13 protein-coding genes are annotated in these 20,047 nt (G+C 41.7%); 4 read left to right on the forward strand and 9 right to left on the reverse strand.

Annotated features, from left to right (window positions below; translation table 11 throughout):
* Positions 1-603: 603 nt before the first annotated feature.
* From KSHG_RS04260 to KSHG_RS04280, 5 genes are all read right to left on the reverse strand, one after another.
* The gene (locus KSHG_RS04260) at positions 604-3,663 is read right to left on the reverse strand and encodes a GW dipeptide domain-containing protein (RefSeq protein WP_010302310.1); all 3,060 of its coding nucleotides are present in this window, start codon (positions 3,661-3,663) and stop codon (positions 604-606) included.
* A 165-nt stretch (positions 3,664-3,828) separates the two neighbouring features.
* Positions 3,829-5,355, reverse strand: coding sequence for a glucosaminidase domain-containing protein (locus tag KSHG_RS17390; protein WP_010302315.1), 1,527 nt, complete (start codon positions 5,353-5,355; stop codon positions 3,829-3,831).
* Positions 5,356-5,778: 423 nt separating this feature from the next.
* The gene (locus KSHG_RS04270) at positions 5,779-7,332 is read right to left on the reverse strand and encodes a glycosyltransferase family 4 protein (RefSeq protein ID WP_010302318.1); all 1,554 of its coding nucleotides are present in this window, start codon (positions 7,330-7,332) and stop codon (positions 5,779-5,781) included.
* Between the two features lie 51 nt (positions 7,333-7,383).
* Positions 7,384-8,181, reverse strand: a complete 798-nt coding sequence (gene tagH, locus KSHG_RS04275; RefSeq protein ID WP_010302320.1) for a teichoic acids export ABC transporter ATP-binding subunit TagH — start codon at positions 8,179-8,181, stop codon at positions 7,384-7,386.
* 11 nt (positions 8,182-8,192) lie between these two features.
* Positions 8,193-9,008: an ABC transporter permease gene (locus KSHG_RS04280; protein WP_010302323.1), complete on the reverse strand. Its 816-nt coding sequence runs from the start codon at positions 9,006-9,008 to the stop codon at positions 8,193-8,195.
* 233 nt (positions 9,009-9,241) lie between these two features.
* Here KSHG_RS04280 and KSHG_RS04285 point away from each other — a divergent pair, with 233 nt between their 5' ends.
* The 3 genes from KSHG_RS04285 to KSHG_RS04295 all read left to right on the forward strand — a co-directional run bounded on the left by KSHG_RS04285 (position 9,242) and on the right by KSHG_RS04295 (position 13,857).
* Positions 9,242-10,393, forward strand: coding sequence for a CDP-glycerol--glycerophosphate glycerophosphotransferase (locus KSHG_RS04285; RefSeq protein ID WP_026022503.1), 1,152 nt, complete (start codon positions 9,242-9,244; stop codon positions 10,391-10,393).
* 12 nt (positions 10,394-10,405) lie between these two features.
* Positions 10,406-10,795 (forward strand): glycerol-3-phosphate cytidylyltransferase, encoded by a 390-nt coding sequence (gene tagD / locus KSHG_RS04290; RefSeq protein WP_010302331.1) that lies wholly within the window; start codon positions 10,406-10,408, stop codon positions 10,793-10,795.
* Between the two features lie 1,304 nt (positions 10,796-12,099).
* Complete coding sequence (locus KSHG_RS04295) at positions 12,100-13,857, forward strand: pre-peptidase C-terminal domain-containing protein (RefSeq protein WP_010302335.1); 1,758 nt, start codon at positions 12,100-12,102, stop codon at positions 13,855-13,857.
* An 801-nt stretch (positions 13,858-14,658) separates the two neighbouring features.
* Here the strand turns inward: KSHG_RS04295 and KSHG_RS04300 are convergent.
* Together KSHG_RS04300 and pssA are read right to left on the reverse strand one after the other, a co-directional pair.
* Complete coding sequence (locus KSHG_RS04300) at positions 14,659-15,144, reverse strand: DedA family protein (RefSeq protein WP_010302338.1); 486 nt, start codon at positions 15,142-15,144, stop codon at positions 14,659-14,661.
* Positions 15,131-15,667 carry a CDP-diacylglycerol--serine O-phosphatidyltransferase gene (pssA, locus tag KSHG_RS04305; protein WP_010302341.1) on the reverse strand — a complete coding sequence of 179 codons (537 nt, stop codon included), beginning with the start codon at positions 15,665-15,667 and terminating at the stop codon, positions 15,131-15,133. The genes KSHG_RS04300 and pssA overlap by 14 nt, the downstream gene beginning before the upstream one ends.
* Before the next feature lie 342 nt (positions 15,668-16,009).
* Here pssA and KSHG_RS04310 point away from each other — a divergent pair, with 342 nt between their 5' ends.
* Positions 16,010-16,381 (forward strand): VOC family protein, encoded by a 372-nt coding sequence (locus KSHG_RS04310; RefSeq protein WP_010302344.1) that lies wholly within the window; start codon positions 16,010-16,012, stop codon positions 16,379-16,381.
* 59 nt (positions 16,382-16,440) lie between these two features.
* On the opposite strand, the gene KSHG_RS04315 is transcribed toward KSHG_RS04310, so the two are convergent.
* Together KSHG_RS04315 and KSHG_RS04320 are read right to left on the reverse strand one after the other, a co-directional pair.
* A complete protein-coding gene (locus KSHG_RS04315; RefSeq protein ID WP_010302345.1) occupies positions 16,441-19,284 on the reverse strand; it encodes a YhgE/Pip domain-containing protein in 2,844 nt (947 codons plus the stop codon).
* A gap of 106 nt (positions 19,285-19,390) precedes the next feature.
* Complete coding sequence (locus tag KSHG_RS04320; RefSeq protein WP_010302347.1) at positions 19,391-19,960, reverse strand: TetR/AcrR family transcriptional regulator; 570 nt, start codon at positions 19,958-19,960, stop codon at positions 19,391-19,393.
* Positions 19,961-20,047: the final 87 nt, after the last annotated feature.

The following is a 20,047-nucleotide window of genomic DNA, read 5'->3' on the forward strand; positions in this document are numbered from 1 at the left end:
ATTATCGTTCAAACATAGGAGAATTTCCACCTTTTTTTCTACCAAATAATTCAACTTAAAAAGGAATATATCACTACTTTATTAAAATAATCAAATATATATCATCGGTTTTTCATTAAATAGCAAAAGATTATTAAAGTTATCAAATAAACTACAATAAATACGCTTTCTTAGTTTTAAGGTAGTGTTTTTCGCACGGTTTAGGGCGAATTGTTGTCCTTTTTTGCTACTTTTAATACGTTTGTAATATTTCACGATTCGTTTCATTCGTTTCATTTATTCATTTTCATGTGTTTCTTCCTATTATATATAGTTCTAATCATTTCCAACGAACGCATCGAATCTTCCTTTTTATGTCGCTACATTACAAATATTACATTTTACAATACGATGTTTACGCGAGGAAGAACGTTGTCGAAGTATGTCAATTAACCCGCTTCACAGCTCATTTTCCCTTTACTGTACACATGCATGTACATCTCGTAATGGAATAGCCCTACTTCTTTTGAAACCGCTCCCCCTTCCAACTCACAAATAGACCTATCGACCTAATAAACTAAAAAAAGCGACATTCCTGTCGGAAATGCCGCTTCTTCTGTTCATTTATTCAAATGTACGTAACTTCGCTGTCTCGATCCAGCCTGTTTGTCCTGTATGGGCCACGGTCACGTTCGTGAACGAAATCCCTTTCGTATCTTTCTTCGTCATCACCGCTCCGTTCGCATCAACGAGTCGTCGTAAATGCGTCGTCTTCGTCACACTCACGACTTTCACTCCCGCAACACTGTCTGCCGTCTTCAACACATTCATCGTCGACGTCGCTGTCGCTAAGTACGGAATCGTCATCGTCGATGATAATACCCACGCCTGTGTGCCGTTATACGTCGTACGGAACCAACGACTACTTCCCGAATCCCTCACGTCATCGTGATACGCTTCGACGTTGATCGTATCGCCGGCTTTGGCTGTGCCGAGTTTATTGGCAGTCGTCGCGTACGGCATTTTGTAGTAAACCGTTGCTGACTTCGCCGTTGCAGCGAAAGCTTTTTTGAACGTACGGAACGTTTCAGGTTGTGGTTGGTTGCTCGGAATAATATGCGTCACTTTTGTCGTCACAGCCGGTGGGTTCACAGAAGCAACCGGTTGTTTCGCGTAGTAAGCCGCATCGTATTCTTTCATATTGCGCATATTTCGTGCAATGCCGACCGACCAGTTTTTATCTGTCGCATAGCGCACGTTAATGTCTGATACAGACGTGCCATTATAGTACGGTCCGCTCGCTTTTAAATATTGCGTATAAATTTTGTTCGCATAAAATGGTAAGCCATCTACGACCGATGGAAAGTGGGCTGCGCACGTCATCGCACATGAGTCATACGCTTGGTAGCCGAAGCCATTATGTTTGTATTGTGAGATTTTAGACGTACCCCAGCCCGTTTCGGCGATCATATGCGCTAGAATGAACTGCGCATTAATGCCGTACGTTTTTTGAACGTCTAAAATGGCCGGAATCGCTTTGTATAAATCATTCGACTTAATCGCGTCACCTTTCACACGTACGAGGTATTTTTCCATCTCTTCTTGCGTAATATTCGATACTTTGCGTAAATCTACGACTAAGTAGGGGTTGGATAATGCACCTTGCCCGACCCAGACGATTTTCGTACCGACGACGCCTTTATAATACACGACGCCTCCGACCGTTTTTTCGTCGAGTGGAATAAAGCCATCTTTTCGATTCGCTGCGAGTGTACTATAGACGAGTTGTCCTCGTTCGCCCGCTTCGCTATACCCTTTGCCAACCCCATTTAGAAAAAGACTTGCTGTATTGGACACTTGTGTTGTCGTCGGTTGGTTTTTTACATCGGCTGCAGCGACCCAGCCGATCACCACACCGTTATACGTCAGCTCGTAATAAACGACGCTCGTCGGAGTGGTCGCTTTACGGCTCACTTTGTACACTTGCATCAATTCGACCGTCGTCATTTTTTGAGACGTCGCAAGGTCGTTCACGTCCGGATACAACGTAACAGACGGTGCATTCATAATGACATGTAAGTTGGCCGCTTCAATAGACGGTGTTACTTTCACGATCGTATTCGACTTCGCTGTCCAGTAACGATCCCCGTCTTGGTCCGTACCGTAATACCATGTCGTCGTTCCAACGACTGCTGACTTCGTCACGAAGAAGTCTTGCCCCGCTACGACGTTCAATGATTTCTTCACTTGTTTCGACGTACCACCTTGTAGTGAATACCCTTTCCCTTTTCCTACGAGTGACAACGTCTTTTTGTACGCTTTTGCCGCTGTATACTTTTGAAGCGTCATATTCGCTTCTTCTACCCAGCCAACTTTCGGCATATAATAGTACGTTTTTTTATTCATCGTCGCACGTTTCGTCACGATGGCTGCTTGATTGACGTACGTAGCGGCGATTTTTTTCGTCACGGTTGGCTTCGTTAAGTCCGCGATCACAACTGTTTCTGCATCGAGTACTTTCCCGATTTTTGAAACCGAACTTTCAACGATGACAATCGGTTCCGATGTCGTCGGTTTGTCTTCAGCTGGTTTTTCTTCTGGCTTCGGTGTCGTTGCTGCTTTTGCTTTCAGTTGATTCGCCGCAAGCCACACATTCGCCGTGCCGACTTTGCCGTAGTACCATGTCGCTTTGCCGACTGTTGCGACGTAGCTCGGTGTAAATGTCTTCCCTTTGTACGTCGTTAACGTCGTCAATAAGACGTTACGCGCGCCGCCATCTGCCCGTGTGTACCCTTTACCTGTACCGAGTAACGTGAATGATTTCGTCGTATTTTTGACGACTTTGTACGACTGTACCGTCACGTCCGCTGCTTTCGCCCAAGCGATGGTCGCACCCGTTTGACTTCGTTTCAGTTCATAAAATGTGACGCCGTTGACGACTTGTTTCTTCTGAATGTAGAACACTTCATCCGTATACGATTTGCCTGCTGTCATCGATGCCTTACTATCGGTTGGTAATTTAAATAAGCTACTTGTTGCTGCTTTTACTTTACCGACATAGCTTACTGCGACCGCTTTTGAGACGGTCGGTTTCGCTGGTTCCTTCGTAGTCGTCGTCACTTTCGTGAAGCTCGATGCTTTAAACCAAGCCCCTTGACCACCGACTAATCCGTAATACCACGTTTCTTTGCCGACTTTTGCAATCGATAACGTCTTCATCGTTTTATTTTTATACGTTGCTAAACTTTTAAACAAGATGTTTTTACTCATCCCGTTCGGGCGTGTGTACCCTTTTTCCGTACCATTGAACGTCCGTACTTTTTGGTCCGATTTTGGATAGCTGAGCGTCTGCACTTGGACACTTGCCGCTTTCACCCAACCGATGGGTGCCGCTGTTTTTGATACAGCGTTGCTTAGTTGATAATACGTCGTGCCTGATACGACCGCTTTTTTATATACGTACAAAGCCGTATTCGTATACGCTGTACCCGCTTTCATTTTTGGCTTCGTATCGCCCACTTTTGTATAAATCGGTTGCGTCGTATTTTTCACTTTTGCTATGTAACTCACGTCCGTCGTCTTCACAGTCGCTGCTTGTGCAGTATGCTCTGTCAACACGAAGGACGCTCCAACAATCGATGCGGCTACACCGGTTGCGGCTACTGCTTTCCACTTTCCTTTCATACGCTGTCGCCTCCTCTTGTACTCTTTCTTCTACTATACCATGCGACCCGCCCCTTCTCTACACCTCCCGTGTAAATAGACCTTTTTCTTTTGATATTTTTGGCAATTTTCAAAAAATTAAATACAAAAAAATCCCGAAGCCACGAAAGGACTTCAGGACGTTCATTAATACGTAACGATGTCAGAAGAAGCGATCCATACAGCCGTATTCGGTGCTGCAGGTAAGTACACTTTGTACCACGTTTCGTTATGTACGACTTTCGTTACTTTTTTATTTTTAGATAGCGCAAATTTCAGCGGTGTGTTCGCATTCGCATCTACCACTTTCGTGTACGTCGTGCCCGCTCCTTTATGCGCTGTCGTTTGTGTCTTAATAAAGCCTAGTGTCGGCGTCGTCAACGTATCGCTACGAATCCAACCTTGTCCGCCTTTATACGCAATGCGATACCAACGAGCTGTCTTCTTGCCGACCGTCGCATCTTTCACATCGCTATGATACGCAACGAGCTTCACCGTTTTGTCTGTCGTATACGTGCCGAGTACGGGCGATGTCGCATACGGTAACTTGTACACTTTCGTCGTCTTCGCAAAAGAAGCGACGACATTTGCAGGAATCGCTTTAAACTGATCCGGTGTCGCAGCAGTTGCTGGAATAATATGCTCATACTCCACGGGCTGCGTGAGCGTTTTCGTCACCGCTTTCTTCCTACTATAATCTGACGCTTTGTACGGCTTCATTTGTGCCATCAAGTTGGCAATTTTCGTCGACCATGCACGGTCAGAAGCGTAGCGTACGTTCATGCCGAGCGCAGAAGGTCCATTCGCATATGCGCCACCTGTCGTTAAATAGTTCGTATTAATTTTGTACGCATAATAAGACAAGCCCTTCGCCCCTGTTGGGAAGTACTTCGCGCACGTAATTGGACACGTATCGTACGCTTGGTAGCCGAAGAAATTATTTTTGTATTGTGCGATAGTTGAACTTCCCCAGCCCGTTTCTAAAATCGCATGTGCCATCATAAACTGTGCATTGATGCCCGTGCTTTTTTGAACGGCTACGAAAGAAGGTGCTAGTTTATATAGTACATTGTCTGGTAGCTTCCCTTTCGATAGAAGAAACGCTTGCATTTCTTTGGCGCTAATCGACGATACCTTATGTAAATCAAGTGCCGCATACGCATTGAGCGTTACGTCCGTCGCCTTCACCCAAATTAATTCATTTTTGTACGTTCCTTTATACCACGTCGTCTTGCCGATTTTCTCTTCCGCTGTTGCGGTGAAAGACTTCGCTACGTCGTTCGTTAAGTTGTAACGCTTCTCCGCTGCGATCGCTTTCGGCATACGATAAGCCGCACCTGTACCGATGATATACAGTTTTTGTGATTTTTTTGAGATGATTTGGCGCACGTACACGCTCGCCTCTTTTTTCTTCACCCACCCGTATACGGTCGCACCTCTTGAAAGGCGATAAAAGTCACCGTCCATTTGCGTAATCGTATACGAACGTTTCGAAAGTGTACCGGCTTTCTTTTTCTTCGCTTTCGTTGACGGTTTGTCGTACACGTAGATCGTGCTTTTGACTGTCCCGATTTGATACGTTTTCGTTACAGTCGCTCGGGCTGTCGTTTCCATTGTCACGATACCGAGTATTAGCATCATCACAACAAAAAGGAATCGTCTCCCGTTTTTCATTCGATCTCCTCCTCCTGTTTGCTTATTACTCCTATCGGATGCTACGAAAAATTGTAAAGTTTCGCGCTATATCACAACACCTCTTCCGCATACCCCTCTATGTATTTTAGTGCGTCGAATATTATTTCCCAAAATGCACTGAATTTTTAACAATTATTTGATAACGAGCAATTTACCGTTTAAAGGATGATTTTGATTACTTTAACGCATAAATTTTACTTTTAAGGAAAATATATGTAATAAGATAACGACTTACCCGGTGATGATTTTATTTTTAAATAAAATACCGTATGACGTATCCCATTTAGGAAAAGCGAATCAACAAGAAAAGATGCCCACGAGGAATGGTCATTCTTCATTTGCGCATAAAAATAAAGAAGAGGATGTCCCATTCGACATCCCCTTCTTTAGTAGACCTACTCGTTATAAAAGTGGCTTGCGTGGCATATAGTCCGTCACGTGGTCCAATAAGTCATGCCAGCTCGCTTCGTATCGTTGTTTCGTTAATTGTTCGGCCACAACTGCACGTGCCGCTTCACCGAATGTGCGTGCTTCTTCTGGTTGTCGGACGATTCGTAGCATCGCTTCTGTCAATGCGGCCACGTCGCCTTCTTCTACTAAGAAGCCGGTTTTTTCGTGTTGAATGTATTCGTTCGGTCCGAATAAGCAATCGTACGCAATGACCGGTGTTCCGTTAGCCATCGCACCCACTGTTGCGACGCTTTGCCCTTCCCGATTACATACTCCGACTTGCGCTGCTGCGCCTGCGAATACATCGTCAATCGCTAACGTATAATCGACGAACGTCACCGCTTTTTCGAGCTTGCGTTCTGAAATGATCGCATTCACTTTTTTGCTGACTGCTTTCGGCATCGTCCCGTAAATGACGAGGCTGCTTCGCTTCTCGGCATCGTAGACGTCTGCGAATGCACGGACGAGCGTTTCCGTATCGTGTAATTTCGGATCGCGGTTATGTGCAACGGCGACGAAACGATACGGATCGCGCGTCACGTTTGACGGCAATGCTTCGTAATAGTCCGGCACGATGAAGATGTTGCCACGGTCTCCAATTTCGTGGCGCAAATGCTCCCCTTGAGAGGTAGAAGAGGCGACCATCGGATACCCTTTACTAATCGCATCGATTAAGAACGACGAATCTTTCGTATATTTCAGCGGCTCGACTTCTGATACGTGACCTGTATGGCGTGTAAAGATGAAGTCTGCTTCCACTCGTTCCATTTGAAGCACGCGATCGACGGTCGACGGTTGCTCGGCAATGATGATCGGACGAACTGATTCTAAATTGACGAATTTCTCAAACCAATCGATGTGCCACGCTTTTGTATGCGGGAAATGCTCGACCGTATTGAATTTACAATCAAAGCGATACGTTCCTTGCTGCGTCCCTGTATCGTTGTTGTACCAAACCGTTGCGTAACAAAAGCCATCTTTCGTGTAATAATGCTCTTGCGTTCGTTTATTATTCGCCGGGTGGTACACTGTTTCACGTGCTAAAAAGCCGTCGTGATGAAATTCTTTTCGTTGAATCCGAACCCGATTATCGTCAAATTCATCGATGACATCAATCTTGCCGTCATCCGCCCAACGTTTAAATTTTACGTACACGCCGTTATCGAAGTAACGGGCAATATGCCCCGCATCTTCCACCCAATAGCCTTTTTCAAACTTCGTATTATGTGCCGCATATTCTTCTTTTTGTTTCGTAGATACTGGGCCATCATCATACGTACTGCGCACTTCGTCGTATACGTTGACGATTCGTACGCTTTCATGCAGAAGCCCCATCACTTTTAGACGTCGCTCGATTTGTGGATAATTCAACGAAAAGTCAAACGTCACGATAACTGGCTTGTATGCATCCGAAACGATGGCATTCGCTCGTTTCAAAATCGAACGTTGCATACCAGATGGCTCATCTGACATCGCCCAAGCTGCTAAGAATACCGTCTTTTGCATCGTAATTCCCCTCTTTCTGTAGAAAGAAAGCAGCGCAAAGGCTGCTTTTTGTTAGTCGTGTTTGCGAGATGCTGCAAGGCGATCTCGGAATGCTTTTTGTTCCGATTCGGACAATTGATTGTACTTTTTAATAAACGCACGGTAATTTTTCATCACCGTATTCGTCGGACCGAATTCGCGTAAATGACCGCCTTCAATCCATGCAATCTTCGTACAAAAGTCTTCTACTTGTTTCGTATTATGACTGACGAAGAAAATCGTCTTGCCGCGTTTTTTGTACTCCATCATTTTCGCAAGCGACTTGTCGGTGAACGTTTGGTCGCCGACAGACAGTGCTTCGTCAATGACGATGACGTCCGGATCCGCTGTGACGCTAATCGCAAAGCCGAGCTTCGATTTCATCCCGCTTGAATATTGCTTCACTGGTTGGTTAATAAAGTCCCCAAGCTCAGAGAATTCAATAATTTGCGGCATGACTTCGGCAATCTTTTCTTTGCTATAGCCCATTAATAAACATTTGAATTCGATATTTTCTTTACCGGTTAAATTGTTCGATAAACCCGATTTAATGGCGATGACGTTCACGTCGCCTTTGACGATAATTTCGCCAGAACTCTCAGGCGTCAGTCCTCCGATAATATTCGACAGCGTTGACTTACCCGAACCGTTAATGCCAACGAGTCCGACGATATCGCCTTCATCGACTGAGAAACTAATGCCTTCGATCGCATCAAATTTACGCCCCTTCTTCTTTTTAAAAGGGAGCATTAAATCCGTCAACTGCTCGAATTTCGACTCGTACATCGCATATGTTTTTGTAACATTTTTTAAAATGACTGAATGTGCCATGTGCTTTCCTCCTAAATGAAGTCAGAGAATCTCGTTCTGAATTTGAAGTGTGCTTTTGAGCCAATCCATAAGAAAATGAAGATGACTGCTACGTTGTACAATGTGAGTTCCCAATGCGTAATGAAGTACCAATGCCCATCGAGTAATGCTGCACGGTATCCATTCGCTAAATAGTAGAACGGATTCAGTTGTAAAATTTGGCGTAGCCACTCTGGGAAGTGTTCAGAACGATCCCATAAAATTGGTGAAATGAAGAACATTGCTTGTAATACCGATTGAATAATCATTTGTAGATCACGGATAACGACCGTTAATGTCGACGTTAAAAGCGTAATCGAAAATGCGAGTAAATAACTCATCGGTACGAAAATGAGTAATTGAATATAATAAATGGTCGGCAAGTACCCTGCAAACCAAAAGACGACAATGATGACACCCAACAGTACGAGGTGGCTGTAAAATTTACTCGTCACGACATAACTTGGAATGGCGGACAGTGGGAAGTTCATCTTCGCCACTGTACTATATTTTTGATAGATGGATTTTGAACCGGTCAAAATCGCTTTGTTAATGAAGAACCAGAATGAAATCCCCGCTAACATCCAAAGAACATACGGAATTTTATCTGGTCCCATCGGCTCGTTTCGATTCATTGCGTAGCCGAATACGAACCAATACATGACCATCTGAATCGCTGGGTTTAATACTTCCCACGCGATGCCTAAGTAGTTATTGTTATTATCGATTCGCATTTGGAATTTTGCCAAACGCTGAATCAAATAAAACGAGCTAACTTGCTCTTTGATCATCTTACGTAAATCTTTCATGCAGACTCCTCAATTCCATGAAATAAGTTATTAAAACCACGTTATAGTATACCATATTCGCCCTTTTGACAAAGAGAAATATCCGTTTTTTCGCCCTCTCGTATCAGACCTTTTTTCCTATAGTATAGATTGCGTCTAAACGACCCTTTCAAAGCTGATGTACAACAGATTGTCCTTTTACGTTATAATAGACGTTAGGGTTTTCAATTCAATCTAGAAAATAAGGTGACTGAATGAGAAAAGAATGGATGATCAACCTCTTTTTAATCGTCAATAAAATCTTGTTCGACACATTTAAACTGTTTAAGAAATCGAACAATATCGTCTTTATTTCAGACTTTGGTGACAATGCTCGTCACGTCATCCAAGCACTTTCTGAACAAGGGTTCCAAGATATTGTCGTCCTGAAAACAGCTAAATGCAAACGTTCTTTTAAGGACGTCGGAGCGCGTGAAGTAGTTGCGTTCGATATTCGCAAATTGCCTTGTTACGTAAAAGGGCTATATCGTTTAGCGACTGCTCGCACGGTTGTCATCGACAATTACGTTCCTTTGTTGAGCGTCTGTCATTTTAATGGCGATACAGAAGTCATTCAGCTTTGGCATGCAGCCGGCGCTGTGAAAAAATTTGGGTTGGCCGATCCGAGCCTTACGTACCGTACACCACAAGCAATCAAACGCATAAAAAAAGTGTACGAGCGTATGGATAAAATCGTCGTTGGTTCTCCTCATATGGCTTCCGTGTTTGCGAAAGCATTCGGAAAAGAGCAAGGTGATTTTTTACACACTGGTATTCCGCGTACCGATTTCTTCTTTGACGAGAAAGCAATGCATCAGGCGAAACGACATATTCGTGACGCTTATCCACAGCTACAAGGAAGGAAAGTTGTGCTTTATGCGCCGACTTTCCGAGACCAAGAGCTTCAAAAACAAAAAATTCCGCTCGATTTCGTCAAAATTGCGGAACAGCTTGGCGACGACTATCGTCTATTAATAAAGCTACATCCTGCAGTTGTTCACGATATGAGAGCATTGGAGCATCCGTTTATCATTAGTGTCGATAAGGCATTCCCATTAAACGAACTGCTCCTCGTAACTGACTTCCTAGTCAGTGACTATTCGTCGATTCCGTATGAATTTTCACTGCTAAATAAGCCACAAATTTTTTATCCTTACGACTTAGCGCAATATTCTATGAGCCGCGGCTTTTGGGATGCATATAAAGAAGTCGTTCCTGGTCCAGTCGTTGATAGTGACGAAGAACTCGTCCATACGATTGTGAACATGGATTTTGATACTGCAGAATTAGAAGCGTTTGCTTCGCTATGGAACGTCTACTCAGACGGCCATGCGTCGCAAAAACTTGTTGAATATTTATTAAAATAGGAGTGATTTTTTATGAAAACTGTCATCACATACGGTACATTTGATTTGCTTCACGTAGGTCACATCAATTTATTACGTCGCGCGAAAGCCCTTGGCGACAAATTAATCGTGGCGATTTCTACGGATGAGTTCAATGCTCTGAAGCACAAGCAAGCATACTATTCTTTCGAACAGCGTAAAACGATTTTGGAAGCGATTCGTTACGTGGACCTCGTAATTCCCGAAGAGTCTTGGGATCAAAAGGTGAAAGATGTTGAGAAATATAATGTGGATACGTTCGTTATCGGACACGATTGGGAAGGTCAATTCGATTTCTTGAAAGACCAATGCGAAGTAATTTACCTTCCTCGCACAGAGGGTATTTCTACAACGAAAGTGAAAACGGATTTGAGTGAGCGCTAATTGCTCCTTTTTAAAAAGAGGTTGCACGTTTTGTGCATAAAAAAGACTGCCTACGGGCGGTCTTTTTTTATGTTTATTTTTTTAGAATGGAAGGTGAAAGAGAGCTGAAAGATTAAGGGCGTGGAAAGATTAAGAGATTAAGAGATTAAAAGATTAAGGGCGTGAAGAGCGTTGAAAGATTAAGAGATTAAGGGCAAAATCTTCGATTTTTGAAGTTCGCGGAAAGGAGGAGCAGTGTTTGTAAATTTGGGAAGTGGCGGAAGCTTTCCAGAGGCGTGGTTGGAACTATAGCTTTGTGCTGGCGCACCTAGCGAGGATTTCCAACTCCCGAACAAACGGGCGAAGAAAGTTCCTTCGCCTCATTTGTATTCCTCTTGGAGTCACCGCCCTTCCTGTTTCATCATTTTTCACTTTCCGCGAACTTCTACATATGATGTCCGTTTTCTTTATTTTTTTCGCATTCAGTCTTCTCCATCTACTCACCTTCCATTCCGAACGAAAAGGAAAAAGAAATGCCGTACGCAGTTCATTTTGGTAGTACCGGCTTCTTTTTCGGGAATATGCACGTTGGCAATTCGCAGTTATTTTTCACGTACCGCATTATGATTCGGTCAACATTCATCATATTTTACTTTCTGCGAACGTCTACATATGATGTCCGTTTTCTTTATTTTTTCGCATTCAGTCTTCCTCATCTACTCACCTTCCATTCAGAACGAAAAGGAAAAAGAAATGCCGTACGCAGTTTATTTTCGCAGTACGTGCTTCTTTTTCGGGGATATGCACGTTGGCGATTTGCAGTTATTTTTCACGTACCGCATTATGATTCGGTCAACATTCATCATATTTTTACTTTCCATGAACGTCTACATACATGTCCGTTTTCTTTATTCTTTTCGCATTCAGTCTTCTCCATCTACTCACCTTCCATTCCGAACGAAAAGGAAAAGAAATGCCGTACGCAGTTTATTTTGGTAGTACCGGCTTCTTTTTCAGAGATTGGTACGTTGGTGATTCGTAGTTATTTTTCACGTAATATATAAGGATTTCGTTAAAATAGTGAAGGATTTATCCTAAAATACAAGCATTTTTTAGATGGGTGATTTGTTTCATTTTGTTATTCACATCCTATACTTTTCGATTAAATACTATTTATTTTGAATAAAAATTACTCATAAAATTAAATAAATAGATAGAAAAGTATCATAATAGGAATTCATAAATAGATATTTAATTATATTTATTTTGTATTTAAAAGTAATTAAATAGTATTATATACATAACATTATTTAAGAGGTGATCTTTTGAAAAAAATTATTTTTACACTTGTTTTCGCATTTATGCTCTCTGTTTTTTGCTTCAAATTAAATGCTTCAGCGATTACATCCTATTCTACAGCTTCTACTATTTCCTTCGGTGAGCAGTATTCTTCCTCACTGCCTAATTACTCAACAAAACATTTCTACAAAATTTCTTTAGTAGCAGATGGTCAAATTAAAGTTGCTATGAAAAACAAAACAGGTAGCCAATGGACTGTATCTGTACATGATTCAAACGGTAATTTCATTGATAATTTCGAAACAGATGACAGTGAGTTTGCTTCAGGTTCTGACTACGTAAAAGTAGGATTAGCAAAAGGCACATACTACATTATCGTAGAAAATGAAGATGATGCTAGCGGCGTGACGTATCAGTTCGATGTCAACTTTACGGAAAGCCCTTATTTTGAAAAAGAATTTAATGATTCTGTTTCTACAGCAAATGCAATTGCGCTAAATAAAACATACAAAGGCACTATTTCTTCATCACAAGATGAAGATTTCTATAAAGTGGTCTTACCGAAGTCTGGAAATATCAAAATACAAATTAAAAATTTAGCAAATAGTGAATGGCGCGGTGACTTTTTAAATGCTTCTGGAAAGGTCCTTACCTCCATTTATTCTGATGATAGTGAACTCGTTAAAGGGTATTCCACAGTAGAAGTCGGTCTCCCTAAAGGCACTTATTACTTCAAGTTGCATAGTGGTAAATACAATGCTGAATACGCATTTAAACTAAATTATCAGCAAAGTGAGTACTTTGAAAAAGAACAAAATGATACGATTACTAGCGCTAATAAAATTGCTCTTAATCAATATTATCAAGGGACCCTTCAGCATAATAGTGATGAAGACTTTTACAAATTCACTTTAACTACTCCTGGTACTGTCAATTTATCTTTATCAACATTGCCGAACTCTAAATGGTATGTTCATCTTCAAAATGCTAAAGGAGAAGTTTATGACTATTTCTACACAAGCGATAGTGAACTCGTTAAAGGGCGTGCTAGCGTCAATATTAGTTTGCCTAAAGGGACTTACTACATCCTAGTAGATGGATATTCGAATACGACCGATCTTCCGTATACTTTAAAAGCTTCTTTCAAAGCTTCTAAAACTGCCTATGAAAAAGAATTTAATAATACATTAACGACAGCTACTCCTATTAAATTGAACACCAACATTACAGGTGTTATTAATAACCAAAATGATTCAGATGTGGATTTTTACCGCTTTACTGTTCCTGCAACGAGTAACGTGAGAATTCGCATGTCTCAAAAATCAAATGTACGTTGGTATACTTCTTTGTACAATTCGCAAGGCTCCCTTATACATGATCAATACACAGATTCTAGTGAACTCGTTAAAGGAAATAGCTTCACTACCCTTCGTTTAAAGAAAGGGACGTATTATTACCGCGTATCTAATTACGATTCTGCCAAATGGGAACTTTATAATTTTAATATTTATTTAAGTACTTCTCCATTGAGTGCTAAAAGTATTACCGTGAAAAATTATCCTAATAAACATGATCGTGTCACTGTAAAAGGTGTCCGAAAAGGTTCAGTCGTTACAATTTATAATGCCAAATCTAAAAAAATTGCTTCTGCTACGTCAAAAGGAACTTCTGTTACGCTAAGTATTAAGCAACTTGGGAAAAAAGCAGGTAAAATTAAGGTGACTGTGAAAGATCCTGGAAAAGCAGTTAGCGGCACTACTGTCGTAAAATTCGCAAAAGAATAAACGATTTTCTAACTTATAAAGGGCTGCCTACGGGCGGTCTTTTTTTATGTTTATTTTTTAAAGTGGAAGGTGAAAGAGAGCTGAAAGATTAAGGGCGTGGGAAGATTAAGAGATTAAGAGATTAAAAGATTAAGGGCGTGAAGAGCGTGGAAAGATTAAGAGATTAAGGGCAAAATCTTCGATTTTTGAAGTTCGCGGAAAGGAGGAGCAGTGTTTGTAAATTTGGGAAGTGGCGGAAGCTTTCCAGAGGCGTGGTTGGAACTATCGCTTTGTGCTGGCGCACCTAGCGAGGATTTCCAACTCCCGAACAAACGGGCGAAGAAAGTTCCTTCGCCTCGTTTGTATTCCTCTTGGAGTCACCGCCCTTCCTGTTTCATCATTTTTTTACTTTCCGCGAACTTCTACATAAATGTCCGTTTTGTTTAGTCTTTTCGCATTCAGTCTTCCTCATCTACTCACCTTCCATTTCGAACAAAAAGGAAAAAGAAATGCCGTACGCAGTTTATTTTCGCAGTACGTGCTTCTTTTTCGGGGATATGAACGTTGACGATTCGCAGTTATTTTTCACGTACCGCATTATGATTCGGTCAACATAATGCAGAACATGTATCAAAATGAAATTGATTCTTTATTAAGAAATGTATTGCAGCTATTACGTAGTGTTCTATAAAAACATATGGCTTCGAGAATTGTTAATGGCTAAAAATACCGAAGTGACATCTTCTATTTTTTTGGAAAGCTTCCGCTACTTCAAAAAAATGTATCAAAAAAAGGACTGCAGCGTGCAGTCCTTTGTGTCGTTTAATTGATATGACCGACAAAGCGTCCAATCGTTAGTAATAAAATGCACCAAGCGAATGAACCGATGGCGGTGAAGATTACATATGATTTGAAACGGATATGAGTCGTGCCGCAGAAATAGCCGAATACTTGGCGAATGCCGGGTATGAAGCAACCGATTAAGATGGCGGTATGCCCGTATCGGTCGAGTAATCGCTTAATGCGGTCGTTTGACTTTTGTTTAATGCGGAACCACTTGTTGAGTTTCAACATGAGCGGTTGTCCTGCTTTCTTACCAATCGTGAAACTGAGGAGCATTCCGAGAAAAGAACCTAAAAAACAAATGATTAATGCATATGCGTAGTGAATCGAACCTATTTTCGTAAAGTAGCCCATCGCTAATAATAAGGCTTCATCCGGGATGGGGATTGCCGCTAGTCCACAAGCTAAGTTGAAAAATACAAAGTAATAGCCGTATTGAGAAATAAGGTTATTAATTGTCTCCATCGCTAAGCTCCGAAGACTGTTTTAGTTTTTTGAAATTCGGAAACCTCACTTGGCTCACCATTAAGGCCGCTAGTAAGAATGTTGCTAATATTAAAAAGATCGGTGTTGCGGTGAATGTGAAAATCATTAAAATAATCGCTGCTGCCGGGATGGGCATACCGACGAATATCGTTAACGTACTTTGTTTTACGTTGAACCGTGCTAAGCGCACAAGACCACATACGGCATACACTAATACGGCAACTAGACCGAACCCATTCAAATATTGCAAAGATACTTCGTACGCAATCATCGCTGGTGCGACGCCGAACGTTACGACGTCCGCTAATGAATCGAGTTCTTTACCGAAAGAAGACATGACATTTAATTTCCGAGCCACACGCCCATCGAATAAATCAAACAGTCCTCCTAAAAAGATAAATCCTACTGCCATGCCCATTTTATCGTCGATGGCGACGATGACCGCTAACATGCCACACATGAAATTACAAATCGTCAAGAAAGACGGTACGATCGCTTTCATAAAACTGTATTCCCCTCTTTTTTTCATATTTACTGCTTAAAAATATTGGCTTTTATGAACATTTGCGTCCTACAAATGTTCATCCCCGTTCATTTATACGGTCCTAAAAAAACCGTTCCTTTTCTATTCTAAACGATGTATACGTTCGATAGCAAAGGGAGTTGAAAAATATCTAGTACGTTTAAGACGTTTTCAAGTCGCTATTAGTTCGAAAAATCGTATCATTCATTGTTTTTATCGTATAAGCAAAACTTATAACAAAACATAGAATTACAATATTTTACTTATAAAGAAATATATTATAAAATTTGCGTAGTAAGTAATTGGAATGGAGTGATTTACATGATTTTAAACATTCATCACGCACAAATTACGATTCCGAAAGGTGCTGAAGCAGCAGGGAAAGCATTCTACTGCGGCGTATTAGGACTACTTGAAAAAGAAAAACCTGAATCCCTTCAAGGACGTGGCGGCTTTTGGCTGCAAGTCGGGGACCGGGAAGTTCACGTTGGGACGGAAGATGACTTCGATCGATTGACGACGAAAGCGCATATTGCGTACGAAGTGACCGATATTGATCATTGGCGTCAGACGTTAGAGGCGCACGAAATTGAACCGATTGAAGGAATCCCGATTCCCGGATATGAACGGTTCGAATTCCGCGACCCATTTGGCAATCGTGTTGAAATGATTCAAGCGATCCGAACGACCTAAACAATTTTTGCATATAAAAAAGGCAGTCATCTTCGTGACTGCCTTTTTTATTTATACGTTTATTTCGCTTCTCCGCTATGACGACGTTTGAAGAGGAGTACATAGTAGAAGAATGTTACGAGTAAGCATCCTGCGCCAATGGCTAATAGGACGAAGAAGTTATGCCACATGAATGGTAAATCGTCTGTTGAAATGGCTGCTTTAAATCCTTGAACAGTGTACGTTAATGGCATGAAAGTATTTAACGTTTGGAAGAATCCAGGAGTCATTTCTTTCGGGAATGTACCTGCACTTGATGTTAATTGTAATACCATGAAGACGAGTACCATGAAGCGTCCACGGTCATCGAAGATCGATACGAGCATTTGCACGATGGAGATGAACGCGAAGCTAGATACGAGTGCAATCGCATATACTGCCCAAAGATGATCTGGGTGGAAATCTAAGAAGAAGTTCACGAGTGTGACGACTAAAATAGATTGTAATGTACCGAGTGCCGCAAGTACGGACGTTTTACTGAAATACCAAGCCGCTGCGCTCGTCGGGCGAATAGCTGGATGTATTACGTTGTAAACGATTGTTAATACGAGTGAACCTACGAGCAATCCTAAACCGATAAAGTATGGCGAGAAACCTGTACCGTAGTTTGGCACGTGGTTCGCTGCTTTTTCAGATAATGTTACGGGCTCTGCTTGCATGTTATACGTTTTGTCTGTTGGTTTTACTTCAGATGCTTCTTCGTTTGCATCTGCTAGTTTTTCTTGTAATGTTTTCGTTCCGTCTGTTAAGTCGCCTGTTCCGTCTGCTAACGTTTTAGAACCTGTTGCCAGTTTGTCTGTACCTGTTGCAAGTTCACCTGTTCCATCTGCTAATGCTTGAGAACCGTTTGCTAACTTGTCAGCACCACTTACGAGGCTTGTCGTCCCTGTTACGAGTTGATTTGAACCGTCGGCAAGTTTCGTCGTACCGTTCGTTAAATTAGACGTTCCATCTTTCAATGAACCCGTTCCGTCTTGTAAATCGCTCGCACCTGTTACGAGTGCGCCTAGACCATTTTGTAATTGATTAGAACCATTTGCGAGTTGACCCATACCGCTCGTTAAGCTGTTTGAACCGCTCGTTAATTGACCCATACCATTTACTAATGAGTTAGAACCTGTCGTTAATGCACCGAGACCTTGTGTTAATGAATCAGAGCCTGATTTTAATGAACCAAGACCTGTGCTTAAGTCGTTAATTCCTGTTTGTAATTTTGTAGCACCTGCGTTTAATTGTTGTGCAGAAGCAATCGTCGTTGGCCAAGCTTTTTGAAGGCTAGACGTTCCCGCTGCTACTTGATTCGCACCACCAGAGAGTTGATTTGTTGAAGAAGAAAGTGCTGATAAACCGCCTGCTAATTGTTTCGCCATGCCTTGCGCACTTGCTGAAGCAGTTGGAGCTGCAATCGCATCGATTGAAGTCGATACATTTTGTTGTTTCGCTGCCGCTGCTTGTGCTTGAGCTAAGGCACTATTCGCTTTTTGTAATGACGCATTTGCTGCTACTTTCGCCGCTTCATCTTCTACGTTTGCTAAAGCGTTCACGACTGCTTGTGCAGAAGCAACTGCTTCTTTCGCTGATGCGACAGTTGCGTTCGCAGAAGTTGCCGCTTCACTAGCAGACGCTTTTGCTGATGACGTATTTACCGTACCGCCTGCTGCAAGTGATTGTGATAAAGCTCCTGCTAGTTTTGATAAGTCACTAACCGAACCGTTCACTTTTGAAAGATTCGATGCGACGCCATTCGCACCATCGTTTAAATTTTTAATATCATTTGTTTTTTCTTGTAATTTAGATGAGAAAGCCGCTGTACCGTCTTTTAATTGGCTTGCCCCTGTCATAAGTTGAGACGTCCCACCTTGTGCAGATGCGATGCCGGCACTTAATTTTTTAGAGCCGTCTGCTGCACTTGCTGCGCCGTTCGCTACTTTACTTGCGCCGTCGCTCGCTGATTGGATGCCTGAGTTTAATTTAGCAGCGCCATCTTTTGCTGATACGATTCCGTTATGAAGCGTACCTGCTCCGTCTTTCGCTGATGAAGCACCGTCTTTTAATTTGCCTGCACCTGCATAAAGTTGAGACGCACCGTTATTTAATTGAATCGAACCGTCTTTCACTTGAATAATACCTGCGTTTAATGATTTTGCCCCGGTATTTAATTTTGTCGCGCCGTCTTTCGCTGATGCGACACCGTCGTTCAATTGGTTCGCTCCGTTATCAAGACGAATGACCCCGTCTTTCGCTGATAAAATACCGTTGTGTAATGTGTGGGCCCCTTTGTCGAGTTTCGCTGAGCCATCTTCTAATTTTTGTGCGCCGTCTGCAGCTGTGCCAAAGCCGTCGCCCATTTTTTTAATGTTATCGAATACTTGCTCTGAGTAAGTTTCTGCTACTTGCGTATTCACTTTTTGGCGAATAGTCGCAACAGCTGACTTCCCTACTTGAGATGTAATGAAGTTCAACCCTTCATTTGGTGTGTATTTGATGTCCATTTTTTCAGGGTCTTTTTCTAATAAAGTCCCTGCATTTTTACTGAAGTCTTCTGGAATTGTGACCGTCATGTAGTACTTACGATCTTTCATTCCTTGTTCGGCTTCTTCTTTTGATACGATTTTGAATTTCAATGTCCCGTCTTTTTCAAGTTCTTCTGCTACTTGCTGACCGACATCTAATGTTTTTCCTTTAACTGTTGCCTCTTTATCTTCATTTACGATTGCAACTGGTACTTTATTTAAGTGGCTGTATGGATCCCAAAATGACCACAAGAACATTCCTGCATAAATAATTGGTACGAATAATATTGCAATAAGAGAGATGAGTAGCATTTTTGTCGTAAAAATATGCTTCCATTCCGCTTTAAACATACTCGAAATTTCCTCCTTTATATTGTGTACTGCTTCACTTTTTAATCCCGTATAAAACCAAGTGACCGAAATTGAATTTTAGTCAAAAAAGAGTAAAAGAGAATGCTTATTTCATAAGCCCTCTAAAAATTGTACTTTGGAACAAGTTGATGATTTGTTTTTCAGTTAAGTCTTCATCATGATGATCTGACCAATCTACAACGACTGCTAAGTACGCTTTAAATAGCAAATACGCTACGAGGCGTTCATCGCAAGGTAATACTTCATCACGTTGTACCGCAATTTTTATTTTTTCTTCCAAGTAGTTCAACAATTCATTTTCGATTTGTTTAATCATCTCATGAACTTCCGGCGTACTCATCGAACGTTCTTCTTCGATCAATTTAGAATACAACTTATGAACTTCGCGGAATTCTAAAATTTTCATAAGGACGTGATGCGTATTGTCGATTACCGACTGATGAGGGTCAATCGTATTCTCTACTTCTGCCTTCATTTCTTTAATGAATTGAATGACGATTTCTTGAAAAAGTTCATCTTTGTTTTTGAAGAATGTGTAAATTGTACCTTTGCCGACTTTTGCCAATTTGGCTACTTGCTCCATCGTTGTCGCTTTATAACCAAATAGCGTAAATGATTTACGTGCCGCTTCTACAATTTCTGTACGACGATCCATCTTCGTCCCTCTTCCTCTTTTTTAATTTCTGACCGAAATTCGTTTCTGGTCATCTAGTCATTTATTGTACCACGTTCGATTTAAAAT

Source organism: Kurthia senegalensis (genome assembly GCF_000285595.1).
Classification (GTDB): domain Bacteria; phylum Bacillota; class Bacilli; order Bacillales_A; family Planococcaceae; genus Kurthia; species Kurthia senegalensis.